Below are 16,420 nucleotides of genomic sequence, written 5' to 3' on the forward strand. Positions count from 1 at the left end.
GCCGCGCCCATGCTGCGCATTGATGACATATCCTATTCCATTCAGGGCCGCCCTTTGTTCGAGGGCGCCTCTGTTTCCATTCCCACCGGGCACAAGGTTGGGCTTGTCGGTCCCAATGGGGCGGGCAAGACCACGCTGTTCAAGCTGATCCGGGGCGAATTGGCGCTGGATGGCGGCGAGATCAGCCTGCCGTCGCGCGCCCGCATCGGCGGCGTGGCCCAAGAGGCGCCGGGCACCGCGACCTCCGTGCTGGACACGGTGCTCGAGGCCGACGAGGAACGCGCCGCCCTCTTGGCGGAAAGTGAGACCGCGACCGATCCGCAGCGCATCGCCGATATCCAGACGCGTCTGACCGATATCGACGCCTGGTCGGCCGAGGCGCGAGCGGCCTCGATCCTCGACGGTCTGGGCTTTTCCAATGACGATCAGGCGAGGCCCTCGGCTGATTTCTCAGGCGGCTGGCGGATGCGTATTGCGCTGGCGGGCGTGTTGTTGTCGCAACCCGATCTGTTGTTGCTGGACGAACCGACCAACTATCTGGATCTGGAAGGCGCGCTGTGGCTGGAAACATATCTGGCGCGTTATCCGCATACGGTCATCGTCATCAGCCATGATCGCGACCTGCTGAACCGCGCCGTGGGCCATATCCTGCATGTCGAAGATCGGGGGCTGACGCTCTATACCGGCGGCTATGACGATTTTGCCAAGCTGCGGGCAGAACGGCGTGCGTTGCAGGCGGCAGCGGCCAAGAAACAGGCCGACCGGCGCGCGCATCTGCAAAGCTTTGTCGATCGTTTCCGCGCCAAGGCAAGCAAGGCGCGTCAGGCGCAATCGCGCGTGAAGATGCTGGAAAAAATGACGCCGATCACCTCGCCCGAAGAGGCAAAATTCCATCGCTTCGGGTTTCCGCAGCCCGAGGAATTGTCTCCCCCGATCGTTGCGACCGAAGGGGTCTCGGTCGGCTATGGCGATCGCGCGGTACTGCGGCGGCTGGATCTGCGTATCGATCAGGACGACCGCATCGCCTTGCTGGGCCGGAACGGGCAGGGCAAATCCACGCTGTCGAAACTGCTGGCCGAACGCCTGCCGGTGATGGAGGGCAAGCTGACGCGGTCCAGCAAGCTGCGTGTCGGCTATTTCGCCCAGCATCAGGTGGACGAGCTGCAACTGGACGAAACGCCGCTGGACCACATCCACCATCTGCGGCCCGACGAGGCGCCGTCCAAACTGCGGGCGCGACTGGCGGGATTTGGGCTGATGGAGGCGCAGGCCAAGACCAAGGTGGGGCTGCTGTCGGGCGGACAAAAGGCGCGGCTGAGCCTGCTGATCGCCACCATCGACGCGCCGCATATCCTGATCCTCGACGAGCCGACCAACCATCTGGATATTGAGAGCCGCGAGGCACTGACCGAGGCGCTGAACGATTATACCGGCGCCGTGGTGCTGGTCAGCCACGACATGCACTTGCTGGGCTTGGTCGCTGACAGATTGTGGCTGGTCAAGGATGGCGCCGTCAGTCCCTGGCAGGGCGATCTGGACGATTACCGCCGTTTCCTGTTGCAGGGCGATCAACCGGTCACCAAGCCAGAGCCGAAACCGGCTGCAAAACCCGCGCCCAAGCGCCCGCCGCGTGATGCGATGCCGGGTTTGCGGGCCGAGGCCCGTCGCGCCGAAGAGCGTGTCACCAAATTGACCGATATGCTGGCCAAGCTGGACAGCAAGCTGGCCGACCCCGCCCTTTATCATCAGCCGCTCGAGGCCAAGAAATGGCGCCGCAAACACGCCGAGGCCGTGGCCGCTATGTCACGGGCCGAGGATATCTGGATCAAGGCGCTGGAAGACCTAGAGACCGCCAAGAGCGATTGATAAAGGGCATTTAATCATTTGCTTGCTTGCGAATCTGCAACTCAAAGATGAGTATACTTCTATCCGTGCCCAAGGATTGCCCATGAAACATCTGCTTGTCGCCCTGTTGGCCATCGCGCCGGTCTCTGCCCATGCGCAAGGTCGGGTGTTTTCGGCTGATATCGGGCTGGGTGTTGCCGTTGCCCCGACCTATCCCGGTTCGGATGAGACCGAGGCAGCGCCGTGGCTGTTGTGGCGCAATGCCGGCTGGTCCCGACCGGGCACCAGCGGCGTGCGCGCCGACGGATTTTCGATTTCGCCCTCATTCGGCGTGGTTGGTGAGCGCAGCGTCGATGATGACCAATCGCTTGCCGGTCTGGAAACCATTGATCGGGCTTATGAACTGGGTGCGCGCTTCAGCTATGCGTCTGGACCGGTGACTGGCTATGCCAGCCTGCGCAAGGGTTTCGGTGGTCACGACGGGCTGACGGGTGAGGTCGGTGTCAAATACCGGACCGATGCCAGCGACCGTCTGAGCTTGTGGTCGGGGCTAGAGGCCGGTTACGGCGATGGCGATTATAACCTGACCTATTTCGGCGTCAGCACCGCGGATGCGGCCGGCAGCGGTTATCCGGCTTATGATCTGGGCGGCGGCGTCAACAAGGTCGCGGCCAAGCTGGAAGCACGCTACGCAATCAACGACAACACCGCGCTGCTGGGTGAGGTTGAATATGGCCGCATCGTCGGCGACGCAGCCGACAGCCCGCTGGTTCAGGATCGTGACCAGCCTGCGGTTCGTCTGGGTATCGTGCGGAATTTCAGCTTCGGCTTCTGAGGCCTGCGCTACTGCGCCGTCCCGACAGCACATCCGCCGATAGGGTGAATTGCGCGGTGACGCGATTGAAGGGACGGATGGCGGCACATTTCCCTCGGCCACGTTCGGGGTCAGTCTGGCAGGAAATATGCACAGGTTTTTCTGACGTCGTGACAAGGCTGCGCGATAGCCATAGAAACCTGTAGTTTCTGCCCCCTTATAGATGTGTGTTTCAGAAAATGTGCCCGCAAAGCCCGGAACGCGACCCGTTCAAAAACCCGTTTGCGCCAGGCGACGCGGACCGGCACGTCATCTGGGACATGCTGGTGACCCGTGACATCGGTGCCTTCCTGCGCGCTGACTGGAACGCAATTCACGGCGATTTTCTCGAGGCCAACTTTACCGGATTCAGTGCGCATTTTCAGTCTGATCCTCAGGCCTACTCTTTGGCCTTTCCCACTTTGCAGGCCTATTGCGATGAATGGCTGCGCCAGGCGCGGCAGTTCGGCGCGGCGCGCGATGCGGGTGACTATGCAGGCGATCCGCGATCGGCGATCTTTGCTGCCACCCGGCTGGAAGAGATCGATATCGACGGCGATGCGGCGCTGGTCCGCAAGAAATTCGATGGCGAACTGGCCGGGGCGGATGGCAGCGCTGAACGGATGAACTGGCAGACCCTCTATGTCTGCCGGCGCGATCAGGCCCGCTGGAAGATCGCCGGATTTATCGGCTACCTGCCGTATGAAGTAGCTGACGCGGCCTGAGCCAAGCTGCGCAGCTGTCCCGGTGTGCGTTCAGATCAGCCCCTCGCGCACAGCCTTGACGACGGCGGTCATGGTATTGCGGCAGCCCAGCTTTTTCTGCGCCCCCGACAGGCGCAACTTCAGCGCAGACACGCTGATATCCAGCTTTTCACTGGCCTCGTGATGGGTCAGGCCGTCGCGCAACATCCGCAGTGCCTCGACCTCTTTTTCGGACAGGGCAACGTGGCTGCGCGCGAACAGATGCGCCCAGAGGTCCAGCTTGACGCTGAGCATGGTCATTTCGGCGTCGGTAAATTCGCGATCGGGTCGCGCCATCGACATGAAGGATCGCTTGCGATCCACCTTGGACACGAATGTGGCACCGTATTTCAGGCCGAATTTGGCCGCTTCGTTCAGGACATCGAAGGGATCGGGGATGCTGACCTCGGACCAGCGGGTCTTGCCGACGCGCGCCATGGTCCAGACCGCCAGAGGATCGCGGAAGAAGTAATTTTCTTCCTCGTATTTCTGCGTCCACCTTGCTGGATAGCGGTTTATGATGAGATCCGGGCGGCCAAAACGTAGCCCAAAGCCCATGACATAGCCGGTCAGCGCGAGCGCCGAGATCTCGGCCAGCTCTTCCTCGTGGTTTGGTATGATGGCTTCAAGCATATCTTAACCCGTTCACTGTAATCTGTCCTTATCGTCTGGCCAAACAGCCTGTCTAATTAGACAGGGATCTGTCAATCAGAAATTGTATCAGATACGGTTCAATCACCGCATTAAAAAGCGGACCATTGGGGGTGTTATGGATTGCATATCTGACAGGGTGACCGCTGGCTACCTGCCGCTTGTTGCAAAGACGGATCTTACCATCGAGATGGTAAGGAATCTGCTTTTGATGTTCGAGGTGCGCGAAAGCGACCATCCGGTCACGCTGGAACTCCGCGAATGGGGGGTTTGGGCGGTAACTGCAGAGGGCGTGCGGCTTTTTATTGGTGCAACTAAGGAAATGCCCGACCATGCTGCTCGAGAATCACTTCCCAACTGAGTGGAAACTCAACTCAGACTCATCCCCGGAATATACCATCAAGATAGTCCGACTTCCGGACGGAGTTTCATCCTGGTATCTTGTTAACGAGTACTTGAAATTACGCAAACAAGTCTTTGTCGACCGGCTTGAATGGCCACTTTTCTATGCAGAAGAGGTCGAGTTCGAACAGTATGATTCGCTCGACACGACCTATGTGATCTGTTTGCACGGAGATGAAGTGGTTGGTGGCGCGCGTCTGCGTCGCACCGATCACTTCAGTTGCCAGGGTCGCCTCAGTTATTCCTACATGATCAGGGATGCCTGCCTTGGCCATCTGGAGGGGCTGCCCGACAACCTTTGTCATGAACTGCCGCCACAGGATGCGCGGTCGTGGGAATTGACACGGATGATCGTGAACGGACCCAAGGCCGTGACCGAGCGTATGCTGGAAGAGGTCAACCTGTTCCTGCTGAGCCAGGGCGCCGCGAACTGTCTGTTCCTCGGTTCCCCTGCCTTTCTGCGGATGGCGCGCAGGCTAAGTTGGCCGGCGCGGCCGCTTGGTCCGGTCTGCGGCAATGCTGATGGACGCTTTCAGGTTATCGAGGTGCCGGTGCGGCCCGTTGCGACCGCGATCGATAGCTCGGCGCTGGAGCGTGGGATGCAGCCGGTTCCGGCCTTCTGAACGCTAACGGACGCGAGCGGGTTGGGCATGTCGCACAGCCGCTCGCGTTTTCCCCCAGCCCCGGCATCAGGGCAAATATACGCTACGCAGATGCCGGGGCTATTTCTTCTTGCCGCCTATTCGCGGCTCGGTCCCGTCCAGCAGCCGAGCGATGTTCGCCTGGTGACGGATGAAGATCAGCACCGCCATGAACAGCGACACCAGAATCAGGTCGGTACGCCCAAGCGCCCAGGCAAAGATTGGGGCGGTTGCCGCTGCGATCAGTGCGGACAGCGAACTGATGCGGGCGATCAGCGCCACCAGCAGCCAGACTGCGCAGGCCATCAATCCCATCCGCCAGTCCAGCGCGATCAGCGTGCCCAGAAAGGTCGCGACCCCTTTGCCGCCCTTGAAATTCAGCCAGACGGGAAAGCAATGGCCCAGAAAGGCCGCGCCGGCGGCAACGATTGCCGCTGACTCCCCGACGAAATAACGCGCCAGCAGCACTGCGATCGCGCCCTTGCCCGCATCCAGCAACAGGGTTGCCAACGCCGCCGGCTTGTTTCCGGTGCGCAGGACATTCGTGGCCCCGATATTGCCCGATCCGATCTGGCGCAGGTCGCCCAGACCCATTGCGCGGGCAATGACCATGCCAAAGGGGATCGAGCCCAGAAGATAGCCGATAGCGGCCCAGATCAGCGCGATCATCCGAATACCCTTTCGCCCGCGACCCAGCTTCCCAGCACTTTGCCCTGCATTCTGGCGCCGTCAAAGGGGGTGTTCTTGGATTTCGACAGCAGGCTGAACCGGTCCATCACAAAGGGCGCATCCGGATCGAAGAGCACCAGATCGGCAGGCGCACCGGTCGCCAGACGTCCCACGGGCAGCCCAAGCCGCTGTGCGGGGTTCAGCGACATCGCGCGCCACAATTGGGGCAGGGACAGGCCGCCACCGTGATGCAGACGCATCGCCGCCGGCAGCAGCGTTTGCAGCCCGACAGCGCCAGGTGCCGCGACCTCAAAGGGCAGCCGTTTGGATTCTTCGTCCTGCGGTGTATGGAAAGAGGCGATCACGTCGATCTCGCCATCCGCGACGGCCTGCACCATGGCCATGCGGTCATCCTCGGATCGCAAGGGTGGGGTAAAGCGAAAGAAGGTCCGGTAATCGCCCACGTCGAATTCGTTCAGCGTCAGATGGTGGATCGAGGTGCCCGCAGTGACGTCCAGCCCGGCCTTGCGCGCCCGGCGTAGCGCGGGCAGGGCGGCGGCTGTGGTGATCTGATCGGCATGCCAGCGGCAGCCGGTCATTTCGACCAGCGCCAGATCACGGTTCAATCCCATGACCTCGGCCGTGGGCGACACGTCCGGGATCCCGTACAGGCTGGCAAATTTTCCCTTGGTCGCGGCAGCGCCCTTGGACAAGGCCGCATCCTGCGGATGGCCCACGATCAGCGCACCAATCCCGCGCGCATAGCTCATACAGCGGCCAAGCACCTTGGTGTCGGTGACAACGCGCACGCCATCGGTGAACGCCACGGCCCCCAGATCGGTGAGAAAGCCGATCTCGACCATCTCGCGTCCTTCGCGGCCCTTGGTCAGTGCGGCCATATGATGGATGTTGATGGGCGCATCGCTTGCGCGGCGGGTCACGAATTCCAGTGCTTCGGGCGTATCGATGGGCGGCAGGGTATCGGGACGGGCGATGATGGTTGTCACGCCGCCCGCCGCCGCCGCCATGCCCGCCGAGCGAAAGCTTTCCTTGTGCCGCTCGCCCGGCTCACCGATCTTGACGCCCCAGTCCACGATGCCGGGCGCCAGTGCCTTGCCCTTGCAGTCGATCACCGTTGCATCCTTGGGCGTTTCGCCGTCGCGGGACGCAATCTGGCCGTCTTGCACGGTCAGCGACCCGATGCTGTCTGTCTGTGCCTCGGGGTCGATCAGGCGGGCATTCTGGAAATGGATCATGCGGCATCCTTCCGCAATTGTGTCATCTTCGCGTAAACCGTAGTGGCGTCGCGGCCTGTGAACGCGCGGTGGTTCGCATGGCTGTATTCGCTGTGTGCATGCAAAAACCAGGCCACCAGCGGGCGCGATAGCGCGAGCAAGACCGTCCCCATGATGAGCCAGGACAAGAACGACGAAAACCCCGAGCTATGCGATGGCGCGTTGCCAAATGGCGTGAAGAAAACAAAAAATACGGCGATCGCGCCCACTATAATGAGTGCATCACTGATTTTCAGTCGCGGTCGTGCTGCCGGACATCCTTGCCCATGGATCTGCTCGTCTTTCTCCAGCAGCGTTCCCCAGTCATCCCGTGCGACGGTCATTCCAGACCTCGCGGTGTCCAGGCGATGCTGCGGATCGTGCGGCTGATATCGCCCAGATCCGGTGCCCCACGGATGGTGATGGCGGGGCGGCCGCGATGGCTGAGCTTGAGCGCATAGATCAGCCTGCGGATGCGAAGATCGGGGTTGAGGTCTAGGCTACGGCCACGCGGGTCGATAATTCGGCGGTCAGTCAGCACCCATTCGCGGCCGCGGTCCATCGCCATTCCCGCGCCCAGAATGACCAGCCCGAACAGCGCCACCGAAATCAGAAAGCGGGTCCAGTCGAAGCCGGCCTCGCCATAGGCGATCATCAGAAACAACAGCCCGGCCAGCAGCGTGGCCAGACCGGCTGATCGCAGAATGGTCGCATCGCTGCTGCGGATAATGCGCTGGACGGTTTCGCCTTGTTGCAGCGGGGGACGGGTCTCAGACATGGGCGGCCTCGGGCATCTTGCGCATCTTTTCTTGCAGGGCGCGGATGGCCTGCACAACCTCGGGGGCCTCGGTGATCCGGGTAAAGCCGACCGGACGGATTACCGGTTTCTCGTTGTTCGTGTAAGAGGTGGAGACCGTGCCGAAGAAAACCGATCCGGCGCGTCTGCCTTTGGCTGGTTGGTCATCCACTTTCATCGAGGGCGTGATCGGAAAGCTCCGCAGCTCAGGGTCCATCACGATGGCCCGGCGGTTGGTCAGCAGGGAATGTGTGGCCCGTGATCGCCGCCGGTAGAGGATAAGGGGCAGGGTGATTGCGCCGACGCCGCCGCATAGCAGGACGATTCCCAGAGCAAGGAATATCATACCCATGCCCGGTTCGCTGGCGGTGACGCTGTAGCCGACCATCGTAAAAACCGCGCCGACAGCTACCCAGATGCTGCCGAATAACAGCCAAAAGCCGCTTTCGTGCCGAGGCGCTGCATGGCTGTCTGGCCAGCCTTGCCAGATCAGCTTTTCTTCGGGTTCCCAAAGCGCCCGCATCTGTGTTTCTGACAGGGCGCAGCCTGCGCCGGCGACGGGTCTAGCCATGATCGCCATCCCACAGCCCCGGTCCGGCCAGCGCGCGACCGCGTTCCGCCCGCAGATTGCGCGCCAGAAGATCCATCGCGGCCATCCGCACAGCGACGCCCATCTCGACCTGATCCTGAATCACGGATCGGTTGATATCATCGGCAATGGTGCCGTCGATTTCCACGCCGCGATTCATCGGGCCGGGATGCATGACGATGGCATCGGGCTTGGCCAGTGCCAGCTTTTCCGGATCCAGACCCCAACGGTGGAAATATTCGCGTTCCGACGGGATAAAGCCGCCATCCATACGCTCGCGCTGCAGCCGCAGCATCATCACGACATCGGCGCCCTTCAGCCCCTCGTGCATGTCCTCGTAGACCTCGCAGCCCAGATCAGCGACGCCCGCAGGCATCAGGGTGCGCGGCCCGATCAGGCGCAGACGGTTTTCCATCTTGCCCAGCAGGATCAGGTTCGAGCGCGCCACGCGGCTATGGGCAATATCGCCGCAAATCGCGATGGTCAGGCGGTGCAGCCGGCCCTTGGCACGGCGGATCGTCAGCGCATCCAGCAGCGCCTGTGTGGGGTGTTCGTGCCGCCCGTCGCCCGCGTTGATGACGGCGCAGTTCACCTTTTCCGCCAGCAGATTGACCGCGCCGGAATGGGGATGCCGCACGATCAGCAGGTCGGGATGCATGGCGTTCAGTGTCAGCGCCGTGTCGATCAGTGTTTCGCCCTTTTTCACGCTGGAATGGGCCACCGACATGTTCATCACATCGGCACCAAGCCGCTTGCCCGCCAACTCGAAGCTGGCCTGGGTGCGGGTCGAGTTTTCGAAGAACATGTTGATCTGGGTCATGCCGGCCAGCGCGTCGGCGTGTTTCACGGTGCGCTGGTTCAGTTCGACATAGGATTCGGCCTGATCAAGCAGGGTCGTGATCTCTGACGGGGCAAGCTGTTCGATGCCAAGCAGATGGCGGGCGCGAAAGGTCATGGCCGGCTCCGGGTAGTCGTCGGGCCGTCTATCGCAGATGGCGCGCGCCCCGGCAAGCATCCGCCCGTTCCGCGCAGGCATCTCTTGCCGCATGCATTATGTGCAGATATGGCGGTTGGATGAACTTCACCCGTCTTCGCCCCGAACTGATCGCCATGACGGCGCTTGGACTGCCGCTGGTCGGCAGCCATGTCGCGCGCATGGCCATTGGTGTGTCCGATACCGTGATGGTGGGCTGGTACGGGGTCGAGGCGCTGGCCGCTCTGGTTCTGGCCAGCTCCCTGTTCATGCTGCTGTTTTTGCTGGGCTCGGGCTATTCCATCGGCGGGGCAGGGCTGATTGCCGGCGCGCGGGCCCGGGGCGACGATACCGAAGTTCGACGGGTGACCCGCATGGCGCTGTGGCTGTCGGTGCTGCACGGCCTGTTGATGGCGCCATTGATGTGGTGGTCGGGACCGATTCTGAACGCCTTGGGGCAAGATCCTCAGGTCTCGGCACTGGCCCAGACCTATCTGCGCATCATGATCCCCGCGATGCCGCTGGTGCTGGCGGGCATGGTGATCAATTCGTACCTTTCGGCGCTTGGCCGGCCCAATGCGGTGATGTGGATCACGCTGGCCGGGCTGCCGCTGAACATCTTGCTGAACTGGATGTTCATCTTTGGCAACTGGGGCGCGCCGGAACTGGGGATTGCGGGCTCTGCCATCGCCAGCCTGACCGTGAACGCTGCGCAGCTGGTCGCCTTGATGGGCTATGCGCTGTGGCTGCCGCAGGCGCGCCGCTATAACCTGATGCAGCGGTTCTGGCGGCCCGATTGGCCGGGCTTTTTCAGCGTCTTCAAGCTGGGGCTGCCCATCGGGGCGGCCATCGTCGCCGAGGTGGCGCTGTTTGCGGGCACCAACATCATGATGGGCTGGATCGGCACGACCGAACTGGCCGCCCATGGCATCGCCCTGCAGATCACCTCGATTGCCTTCATGGTGCATCTGGGCCTGTCCAGTGCGGCCACGATCCGTGCGGGCGAGGCCTTTGGCCGTGGCGATTTTGTGGCGCTGCGCGATATCGCATCCGCCGTGATCATGCTGTCACTGGGATTTGCGGTGATCGTCATCGCCATCTTTATCCTGTGGCCGGATGAACTGGTGCTGCTGTATCTGGATCAGGCCAACCCGGCCAGCGACGCGATTCTGGCGGTCGCTGTTGGTCTGATGTTCTGGGCCGCCGTCTTTCAGCTTGCCGATGCGTTGCAGGTCATCCTGCAGGGTCTGCTGCGCGGCGTTCAGGATACGCGGGTGCCCTTGATCATGGCGATCATCGGCTATTGGTGCGTGGGGCTGACCTGCTGCTATCTCTTTGCCTTTCCCCTTGGCATGGGGCCCCCGGGCCTGTGGGTCGGGTTGCTGGCCGGGCTGTCGGTGGCCTCGGTCCTGCTCTACTGGCGCTTCTATCAGGGGTTGGCCCGCGGGGGCTGGACCCGGCAGGTATTGGCGCGCTAACCTTTGCCGATCACAGCAGATGAAGGTTCGCGATGCGCCCTGTTTTCGTCCAGTTCCGATGCGCCCCCGGCCAGACCTACAAGGTCGCCGATGCCGTCTATGACCGCGAAGTCGTCAGCGAGCTTTACTCGACCAGCGGCGAATACGACCTGCTGGCCAAGGTCTATATTCCCGAAGACGAGGATGTCGGTCGTTTCCTGGCGGAAAAGCTGTTCGATATCGAGGGTATCAGCCGCACGCTGACGACGATGACGTTCAAGGCGTTCTGAACCCGCGATTTACTTATCCGGATGGCTAACTGTCTTGACGCGAATCGTGATGGCCGATAACTAAGCCATATGGCTAACTATAGCGCGACATTTCATGCCCTGTCCGATCCGACGCGCCGCGCGGTGCTGACCCAGTTGGCGCGGGGACGGGCATCTGTCAACGCGCTGGCCGAAGGTCATGAAATGGCGCTGCCCAGCTTTCTCAAGCATTTGAAGGTGCTGGAGGGGGCGGGGCTGATACTCAGCGAAAAACAGGGTCGCAGGCGGATTTGCCGGCTGAACCCGCAGGCGCTGCGCCCGGCCGAGGATTGGCTGGCCCAGCAGCGTCAAGAATGGGAGGGCCGGACCGACCGTCTGGCCGCATTTGTGGAAAAGGAGGACTGACATGTCCCAGAACACCGTCATCGTAGAGGATCTTGATCTGACGATCTCTCGCCACATCAACGCCGCCCCTGAAAAACTCTGGCGCGCGTGGACCGAGCCGGAATTGCTGAAGCAATGGTTTGCCCCCAAGCCCGTCGAGGTGACCAAAGCCGAGATGGACCCGCGTCCGGGCGGCATCTGCAACATCGTCATGCGCCTGCCTGACGGCACCGAAATGGATAGTCCCGGCTGTGTGCTGGTGGCCGAGCCGGGGCGAAAGCTGGTCTTTACCGATAGTTTGGGGCCGGACTTCCGACCGGCCGATGGCGGCTTCATGACCGCGATCATCCTGTTGGAGCCCGAGGGCGATGGCTGCCTCTATTCCGCGCGGGTGCTGCATAAATCGCCAGCTGATCGGCAAAAACATGAAGAAATGGGCTTTGCCGATGGCTGGGGAACCTGCCTCGATCAGCTAGCCGATCTTGTCGAAAGCTAGTTTTGGCGCCTTGGCCTCTTGCACGAGTTCGTCAAACTTGGCATCGCTATGAAACGAAATTGTTGTTTTTTGCGTTGGTTGGTTAGATTGCAAGGCGTAACGGCTTGTTGCGCCCTGTCGAACTGAACTGCTGGATTTTGGAGAGCCGCAATGATCCGCTCTGAACTGATTCAAAAGATTGCCGAAGATAACCCGCATTTGTTTCGGCGCGACGTCGAGAGAATTGTGAACACCGTATTCGATGAGATCATTGATGCGATGTCGCGCGGTGATCGGGTCGAATTGCGGGGCTTTGGTGCATTTTCGGTCAAGCGTCGGGATGCCCGGATCGGGCGTAATCCGCGCACCGGAGAGTCGGTTGAGGTCGATGAAAAGCACGTTCCGTTTTTCAAGACCGGCAAATTGCTGCGTGACAGGTTGAACGACGAGGCCTGATCGCCGTAAAACAGGCCATGCGCCCGGCAGTCTCGGGCCGGAAGTAAGGAAAACCAGATGCGCTTCATCCGCCTGTTCTTTGTCATCGTGCTGGCCATTGTCCTGATCGGGATTGCGCTGGCCAACCGTCAGGACGTGACCCTAAACGCCTTTCCGGCAAATTTCGGGCAATATCTTGAGGGAAGCTGGTCGATCCAATTGCCCCTGTTCCTGGTCATTTTTCTGGCCATCGCCTTTGGCGTCGTGATCGGCTTTATCTGGGAATACCTGCGCGAGGCGCATATCCGCCGCCAGTCCCGCCAGCGTGCCACCCATGTTGCCCAGTTGGAACGCGAAGTCAGCACTTTGCGCGACAGCCATGCAGCGCCGCGTGACGAGGTTCTGGCGATTGTGGACCGGCCCAAGGCCGGTGGGGCGGTCAATCCGCCGCGCCCGATCGCCTCGCCTTCGCCGGCACCCGGGACCACACTGCCGGCACCGAACGCGCGCTGAATGGGCCAGGTCAAGATTTGCGGCCTTCGACAGGCCGCGCATGTCGAGGCAGCGGTTCACGCTGGTGCGCGCTTCCTCGGCTTTAATTTTTTTCCCAGATCGCCGCGCTGTGTGACGGCCGCGCAGGCCGCCGCGTTGATGGCCGATGTGCCGCCGGGCGTGGCCAGTGTCGGGCTGTTTGTCGATCCGGATGATGCGCTGTTGCAAGAGACGCTGGCGTTGGCGCCGCTGGACATGATCCAGTTGCACGGTCACGAGGCGCCTGCCCGGGTCTCTGAGGTCAAGCAGTTGACGGGTCTGCCGGTCATCAAGGCGATAGGCGTGGCGGCGCCGGATGATCTTGATGCGCTTTGGGATTATGGGCTGGTGGCCGATATGCTGCTGGTCGATGCCAAGCCGCCCAGAGATGCGGTGTTGCCCGGCGGCAATGGCCTGGCCTTTGACTGGCGCCTGCTGAGCGGGCGCAAAATGCTGAAGCCCTGGTTGCTGGCCGGCGGACTGACCGCGCAAAATGTGGCCGAGGCGATCCGTTTGACCGGTGCGCAGGGGGTAGATGTTTCCTCGGGCGTAGAAACCGCGCCGGGGCAGAAAGACAGTGATCTTATCCGTGATTTCATCGCAGCAGCAGACGGCGGCACCTGAGGGCCCGCCGCCTGCCTGATCTGATAGGGCTGACGCTTTTACATCGCGGGCCAGACGGTGATGTCGCGCAATTCGACATCCAGACCTTCGATCGTCCAGCTGTCGGTCACGGCGCCGGTTTCCAGGTCGACGGCGTGCAGGCCACCCATGGCAGCCAGCCATGCCGCGTTATTGCCTTCGGCATCGGTTGCTACGTCAAAACCCACCGGACCTTCGACCATGACGCCAAGCGCGCCGATCGTTGCATTGGTGCCGTCATTGGGTGCGGTCTGCTGCAGCAGGGCCGACAGGCCGGTGTCGATGTTGAACATCGAGGTGGCTTCGGGTTTGCCAAAGCTGTTGGAATAGCCGGTCGCACCGATCATGAACGGCGCCTCGGAATTCTCGTCACCCTCGGTCCAGTTCAGGCTGCCATCTTCGGTCACGTCGCCATTGTCCATGTCGACGCGGTGATTGGTCGTACCAGACATAAAGCGCAGCTTGTCAGCGGCGGGGTTCACATCGACGATCACCACGGCGCCATCTTCCACCGGCAGCATGGTTTTCATGCGCGAAATTTCGGTGGCAACGCCGGTTTCCGGGTCGATGGTGACAACAGCCTGCTCATCGGTCACGCCGATCAGCGTCTGGTTGCCGGGGCGATAGTCCAGACCGTGCAGGCGGTTCACGCCCTCGATCTCCATCATGCCGGTGACCTGTGCGGTCTCGCTGTCGATCTTGACCAGCGTCTTGTCGCCAGCCAGCCCGATCACGGTATTGGCGCCAGCGGTGGTGGCAAGGGCCGCGGTTGAAAGAAGTACTGCAATGGATAGTTTCATAATTTCACATTCCCTGATTTTGACAGCCGATATCGGCGTCTCAGGCAGAACCACGGCAGTGCAGGGCGAAAGGGTGCGACCATTCCGCTGACGTTTTCGTTACCGCGTCCGGTTTGCCTGGCCACTCGGGGGCGCGATATGAATGCCCGCAATCTGTGAAAGAGGTCGCGATGCCCAGCTCTGACGTGATGTTCCGACCGGCCCGCCGGGACGATGTGCCCGCGGTGATCGACCTGCTGGCCGATGACGTGCTGGGCAAGGCGCGCGAAAGTCGCGATCCGCAGCCCTATTTTGCCGCCTTTGACCAGATGCAACGCGAGGGGGCGAACCATCTGATCGTTGCTGGGGTGGGGGGCCTTCTGGTGGCCTGCTATCAGATCACCTTCATCTCGGGCCTGTCCCTGACCGCCACCCGACGCGCCCAGATCGAAGGCGTTCGCGTCGCCGCCAGCCACCGCAATCAGGGGCTGGGCCAGGCGCTGATCGCCGATGCAGAGATCCGCGCCCGCGCAGCAGGCTGCGGGCTTTTGCAGTTCACCACCAACAGATCGCGCGAAAATGCGCACCGTTTCTACGCGCGCATGGGCTTCACCCCGTCGCATATCGGCTATAAGAAAGCCCTCTGAGGTTCTTCTTCACTTAAATATCCAAATCCGAACTGGAAGGCAGCGCCATGGCCGACGATCTCGTGAACAGCTTCATGAATGGCCCCGATGAGCAGGGCCGTTTTGGCATCTATGGCGGCCGCTTTGTCAGCGAAACGCTGATGCCGCTGATCCTCGATCTCGAGGCCGAATACGAACGCGCCAAGACCGATCCGGAGTTCTGGGCGCAGATGGATGATCTGTGGACCCATTATGTCGGCCGCCCCAGCCCGCTTTATCATGCGGAACGCCTTTCCGAACGGTTGGGCGGCGCCAAGATCTACATGAAGCGCGACGAGTTGAACCATACAGGCGCGCATAAGATCAACAATGTGCTGGGCCAGATCCTGCTGGCGATGCGGATGGGCAAGACCCGGATCATCGCGGAAACGGGCGCGGGACAGCACGGCGTTGCGACGGCCACGGTCTGCGCGCGTTTCGGGTTGAATTGCGTCGTCTATATGGGCGCGCATGATGTCGAGCGGCAGGCGCCCAACGTGTTCCGCATGCGCCTGCTGGGCGCCGAGGTCGTACCGGTGACCAGCGGTCGCGGGACGCTGAAAGACGCCATGAACGATGCGTTGCGCGATTGGGTCAGCAATGTGCGCGACACCTTCTACTGCATCGGCACGGTCGCCGGCCCACATCCCTATCCGGCCATGGTCCGCGATTTCCAGTCGATCATCGGCAAGGAGGCCAAGGAGCAGATGATGGCGCGCGAAGGGCGCTTGCCCGACACGCTGATCGCCGCCATCGGAGGTGGCTCGAACGCGATGGGACTGTTCTATCCTTTCCTCGACGATGCCAGCGTTCGTATTATCGGCGTCGAGGCCGGCGGCAAGGGCGTTGATGACCGGATGGAGCATTGCGCCTCGCTGACCGGTGGTCGGGCCGGGGTTCTGCATGGCAACCGGACCTATCTGTTGCAGGACGACGATGGCCAGATCCTTGAGGGTCATTCGATCAGCGCCGGTCTGGACTATCCCGGCATCGGACCCGAACATGCCTGGCTGAAGGATCAGGACCGCGCCGAATATGTCAGCATCACAGATGATGAGGCGCTGGAGGCGTTTCAGCTCTGTTGTGCAACCGAGGGCATCATCCCTGCGCTGGAGCCCAGCCACGCGCTTGCCCATGTGATGAAGATCGCACCTGATCTGCCGTCTGATCACCTGATCATCATGAACATGTGCGGCCGGGGGGATAAGGATATCTTTACCGTGGCCAAGCATCTGGGCGTCGAAATCTAGGCCTGCGGGGCCGGGATCTGACACCCGCGATCGGCGACGACTTTACCTCTGCCGGGCATTCCCGAAGCCTGAACAGGGCTGAGCGATGTCGCCGGTA

22 protein-coding genes are annotated in these 16,420 nt (G+C 61.7%); 14 read left to right on the forward strand and 8 right to left on the reverse strand.

Features of this window, described 5'->3' with window-relative positions; genetic code table 11:
- The first annotated feature begins 9 nt into the window (after positions 1-9).
- The 3 genes from CUV01_RS15440 to CUV01_RS15450 all read left to right on the forward strand — a co-directional run bounded on the left by CUV01_RS15440 (position 10) and on the right by CUV01_RS15450 (position 3,423).
- Entirely contained in the window at positions 10-1,866 is a 1,857-nt protein-coding gene (locus tag CUV01_RS15440) for an ABC-F family ATP-binding cassette domain-containing protein (protein WP_101462154.1), read from the forward strand.
- A gap of 82 nt (positions 1,867-1,948) precedes the next feature.
- Positions 1,949-2,680 (forward strand): MipA/OmpV family protein, encoded by a 732-nt coding sequence (locus CUV01_RS15445; protein ID WP_101461250.1) that lies wholly within the window; start codon positions 1,949-1,951, stop codon positions 2,678-2,680.
- A gap of 299 nt (positions 2,681-2,979) precedes the next feature.
- Positions 2,980-3,423 (forward strand): hypothetical protein, encoded by a 444-nt coding sequence (locus CUV01_RS15450; RefSeq protein WP_232962775.1) that lies wholly within the window; start codon positions 2,980-2,982, stop codon positions 3,421-3,423.
- A gap of 30 nt (positions 3,424-3,453) precedes the next feature.
- Here the strand turns inward: CUV01_RS15450 and CUV01_RS15455 are convergent, their stop codons facing one another.
- Positions 3,454-4,074 carry a helix-turn-helix transcriptional regulator gene (locus CUV01_RS15455; RefSeq protein ID WP_101461252.1) on the reverse strand — a complete coding sequence of 207 codons (621 nt, stop codon included), beginning with the start codon at positions 4,072-4,074 and terminating at the stop codon, positions 3,454-3,456.
- A gap of 157 nt (positions 4,075-4,231) precedes the next feature.
- Here CUV01_RS15455 and CUV01_RS19725 point away from each other — a divergent pair, with 157 nt between their 5' ends.
- Positions 4,232-4,453, forward strand: coding sequence for a hypothetical protein (locus CUV01_RS19725; protein WP_157994880.1), 222 nt, complete (start codon positions 4,232-4,234; stop codon positions 4,451-4,453).
- Positions 4,425-5,117: an acyl-homoserine-lactone synthase gene (locus CUV01_RS15465; RefSeq protein ID WP_101461254.1), complete on the forward strand. Its 693-nt coding sequence runs from the start codon at positions 4,425-4,427 to the stop codon at positions 5,115-5,117. The genes CUV01_RS19725 and CUV01_RS15465 overlap by 29 nt, the downstream gene beginning before the upstream one ends.
- A 99-nt stretch (positions 5,118-5,216) precedes the next feature.
- On the opposite strand, the gene plsY is transcribed toward CUV01_RS15465, so the two are convergent.
- From plsY to CUV01_RS15495, 6 genes are read right to left on the reverse strand one after another with little or no spacing between them, the layout of a single operon-like run.
- Positions 5,217-5,804 (reverse strand): glycerol-3-phosphate 1-O-acyltransferase PlsY, encoded by a 588-nt coding sequence (plsY, locus tag CUV01_RS15470; protein ID WP_101461255.1) that lies wholly within the window; start codon positions 5,802-5,804, stop codon positions 5,217-5,219.
- The gene (gene pyrC, locus CUV01_RS15475; protein WP_101461256.1) at positions 5,801-7,060 is read right to left on the reverse strand and encodes a dihydroorotase; all 1,260 of its coding nucleotides are present in this window, start codon (positions 7,058-7,060) and stop codon (positions 5,801-5,803) included. The genes plsY and pyrC overlap by 4 nt, the downstream gene beginning before the upstream one ends.
- Positions 7,057-7,422, reverse strand: coding sequence for a hypothetical protein (locus CUV01_RS15480; protein WP_101461257.1), 366 nt, complete (start codon positions 7,420-7,422; stop codon positions 7,057-7,059). The genes pyrC and CUV01_RS15480 overlap by 4 nt, the downstream gene beginning before the upstream one ends.
- Entirely contained in the window at positions 7,419-7,856 is a 438-nt protein-coding gene (locus CUV01_RS15485; protein WP_101461258.1) for a hypothetical protein, read from the reverse strand. The genes CUV01_RS15480 and CUV01_RS15485 overlap by 4 nt, the downstream gene beginning before the upstream one ends.
- A complete protein-coding gene (locus tag CUV01_RS15490; protein ID WP_101461259.1) occupies positions 7,849-8,445 on the reverse strand; it encodes a hypothetical protein in 597 nt (198 codons plus the stop codon). The genes CUV01_RS15485 and CUV01_RS15490 overlap by 8 nt, the downstream gene beginning before the upstream one ends.
- On the reverse strand, positions 8,438-9,418 hold the full coding sequence (locus tag CUV01_RS15495; protein WP_101462155.1) for an aspartate carbamoyltransferase catalytic subunit: 981 nt from the start codon (positions 9,416-9,418) through the stop codon (positions 8,438-8,440). The genes CUV01_RS15490 and CUV01_RS15495 overlap by 8 nt, the downstream gene beginning before the upstream one ends.
- Positions 9,419-9,537: 119 nt before the next feature.
- On the opposite strand from CUV01_RS15495, the gene CUV01_RS15500 reads away from it, so the two are divergent.
- The 7 genes from CUV01_RS15500 (at position 9,538) to CUV01_RS15530 (ending at position 13,611) form a co-directional block, all read left to right on the forward strand.
- Entirely contained in the window at positions 9,538-10,914 is a 1,377-nt protein-coding gene (locus CUV01_RS15500) for an MATE family efflux transporter (RefSeq protein ID WP_101461260.1), read from the forward strand.
- Positions 10,915-10,946: 32 nt separating this feature from the next.
- The gene (locus CUV01_RS15505; protein ID WP_101461261.1) at positions 10,947-11,183 is read left to right on the forward strand and encodes an Lrp/AsnC ligand binding domain-containing protein; all 237 of its coding nucleotides are present in this window, start codon (positions 10,947-10,949) and stop codon (positions 11,181-11,183) included.
- A gap of 69 nt (positions 11,184-11,252) precedes the next feature.
- On the forward strand, positions 11,253-11,567 hold the full coding sequence (locus tag CUV01_RS15510) for an ArsR/SmtB family transcription factor (RefSeq protein ID WP_101461262.1): 315 nt from the start codon (positions 11,253-11,255) through the stop codon (positions 11,565-11,567).
- Position 11,568: 1 nt separating this feature from the next.
- Complete coding sequence (locus tag CUV01_RS15515) at positions 11,569-12,042, forward strand: SRPBCC family protein (RefSeq protein WP_101461263.1); 474 nt, start codon at positions 11,569-11,571, stop codon at positions 12,040-12,042.
- A 150-nt stretch (positions 12,043-12,192) separates the two neighbouring features.
- Positions 12,193-12,477 carry an integration host factor subunit beta gene (gene ihfB, locus CUV01_RS15520; RefSeq protein ID WP_101461264.1) on the forward strand — a complete coding sequence of 95 codons (285 nt, stop codon included), beginning with the start codon at positions 12,193-12,195 and terminating at the stop codon, positions 12,475-12,477.
- A 57-nt stretch (positions 12,478-12,534) separates the two neighbouring features.
- Positions 12,535-12,969: a LapA family protein gene (locus CUV01_RS15525; RefSeq protein WP_101461265.1), complete on the forward strand. Its 435-nt coding sequence runs from the start codon at positions 12,535-12,537 to the stop codon at positions 12,967-12,969.
- Positions 12,970-13,611 (forward strand): phosphoribosylanthranilate isomerase, encoded by a 642-nt coding sequence (locus tag CUV01_RS15530; RefSeq protein WP_101461266.1) that lies wholly within the window; start codon positions 12,970-12,972, stop codon positions 13,609-13,611.
- Between the two features lie 38 nt (positions 13,612-13,649).
- Here CUV01_RS15530 and CUV01_RS15535 read toward each other — a convergent pair whose 3' ends face one another.
- A complete protein-coding gene (locus CUV01_RS15535) occupies positions 13,650-14,429 on the reverse strand; it encodes a DUF4394 domain-containing protein (protein WP_101461267.1) in 780 nt (259 codons plus the stop codon).
- A gap of 170 nt (positions 14,430-14,599) precedes the next feature.
- On the opposite strand from CUV01_RS15535, the gene CUV01_RS15540 reads away from it, so the two are divergent.
- Both CUV01_RS15540 and trpB read left to right on the forward strand, forming a co-directional pair.
- Entirely contained in the window at positions 14,600-15,055 is a 456-nt protein-coding gene (locus CUV01_RS15540) for a GNAT family N-acetyltransferase (RefSeq protein WP_101461268.1), read from the forward strand.
- 47 nt (positions 15,056-15,102) lie between these two features.
- Complete coding sequence (gene trpB, locus CUV01_RS15545) at positions 15,103-16,323, forward strand: tryptophan synthase subunit beta (RefSeq protein WP_101461269.1); 1,221 nt, start codon at positions 15,103-15,105, stop codon at positions 16,321-16,323.
- Positions 16,324-16,420: the final 97 nt, after the last annotated feature.

Origin of the sequence: Paracoccus tegillarcae (assembly GCF_002847305.1) — a bacterium.
Lineage (GTDB): Bacteria > Pseudomonadota > Alphaproteobacteria > Rhodobacterales > Rhodobacteraceae > Paracoccus > Paracoccus tegillarcae.

What these genes read in the sequence shown, in the direction of transcription:
- CUV01_RS15440 (WP_101462154.1), top strand. Translation starts at nt 10, where the DNA reads ATGCTGCGCATTGATGACATATCCTATTCCATTCAGGGCCGCCCTTTG.
- CUV01_RS15445 (WP_101461250.1), top strand. Translation starts at nt 1,949, where the DNA reads ATGAAACATCTGCTTGTCGCCCTGTTGGCCATCGCGCCGGTCTCTGCC.
- CUV01_RS15450 (WP_232962775.1), top strand. Translation starts at nt 2,980, where the DNA reads ATGCTGGTGACCCGTGACATCGGTGCCTTCCTGCGCGCTGACTGGAAC.
- CUV01_RS15455 (WP_101461252.1), bottom strand. Translation starts at nt 4,074, where the DNA reads ATGCTTGAAGCCATCATACCAAACCACGAGGAAGAGCTGGCCGAGATC.
- CUV01_RS15465 (WP_101461254.1), top strand. Translation starts at nt 4,425, where the DNA reads ATGCTGCTCGAGAATCACTTCCCAACTGAGTGGAAACTCAACTCAGAC.
- plsY (WP_101461255.1), bottom strand. Translation starts at nt 5,804, where the DNA reads ATGATCGCGCTGATCTGGGCCGCTATCGGCTATCTTCTGGGCTCGATC.
- pyrC (WP_101461256.1), bottom strand. Translation starts at nt 7,060, where the DNA reads ATGATCCATTTCCAGAATGCCCGCCTGATCGACCCCGAGGCACAGACA.
- CUV01_RS15480 (WP_101461257.1), bottom strand. Translation starts at nt 7,422, where the DNA reads ATGACCGTCGCACGGGATGACTGGGGAACGCTGCTGGAGAAAGACGAG.
- CUV01_RS15485 (WP_101461258.1), bottom strand. Translation starts at nt 7,856, where the DNA reads ATGTCTGAGACCCGTCCCCCGCTGCAACAAGGCGAAACCGTCCAGCGC.
- CUV01_RS15490 (WP_101461259.1), bottom strand. Translation starts at nt 8,445, where the DNA reads ATGGCTAGACCCGTCGCCGGCGCAGGCTGCGCCCTGTCAGAAACACAG.
- CUV01_RS15495 (WP_101462155.1), bottom strand. Translation starts at nt 9,418, where the DNA reads ATGACCTTTCGCGCCCGCCATCTGCTTGGCATCGAACAGCTTGCCCCG.
- CUV01_RS15500 (WP_101461260.1), top strand. Translation starts at nt 9,538, where the DNA reads ATGAACTTCACCCGTCTTCGCCCCGAACTGATCGCCATGACGGCGCTT.
- CUV01_RS15505 (WP_101461261.1), top strand. Translation starts at nt 10,947, where the DNA reads ATGCGCCCTGTTTTCGTCCAGTTCCGATGCGCCCCCGGCCAGACCTAC.
- CUV01_RS15510 (WP_101461262.1), top strand. Translation starts at nt 11,253, where the DNA reads ATGGCTAACTATAGCGCGACATTTCATGCCCTGTCCGATCCGACGCGC.
- CUV01_RS15515 (WP_101461263.1), top strand. Translation starts at nt 11,569, where the DNA reads ATGTCCCAGAACACCGTCATCGTAGAGGATCTTGATCTGACGATCTCT.
- ihfB (WP_101461264.1), top strand. Translation starts at nt 12,193, where the DNA reads ATGATCCGCTCTGAACTGATTCAAAAGATTGCCGAAGATAACCCGCAT.
- CUV01_RS15525 (WP_101461265.1), top strand. Translation starts at nt 12,535, where the DNA reads ATGCGCTTCATCCGCCTGTTCTTTGTCATCGTGCTGGCCATTGTCCTG.
- CUV01_RS15530 (WP_101461266.1), top strand. Translation starts at nt 12,970, where the DNA reads ATGGGCCAGGTCAAGATTTGCGGCCTTCGACAGGCCGCGCATGTCGAG.
- CUV01_RS15535 (WP_101461267.1), bottom strand. Translation starts at nt 14,429, where the DNA reads ATGAAACTATCCATTGCAGTACTTCTTTCAACCGCGGCCCTTGCCACC.
- CUV01_RS15540 (WP_101461268.1), top strand. Translation starts at nt 14,600, where the DNA reads ATGCCCAGCTCTGACGTGATGTTCCGACCGGCCCGCCGGGACGATGTG.
- trpB (WP_101461269.1), top strand. Translation starts at nt 15,103, where the DNA reads ATGGCCGACGATCTCGTGAACAGCTTCATGAATGGCCCCGATGAGCAG.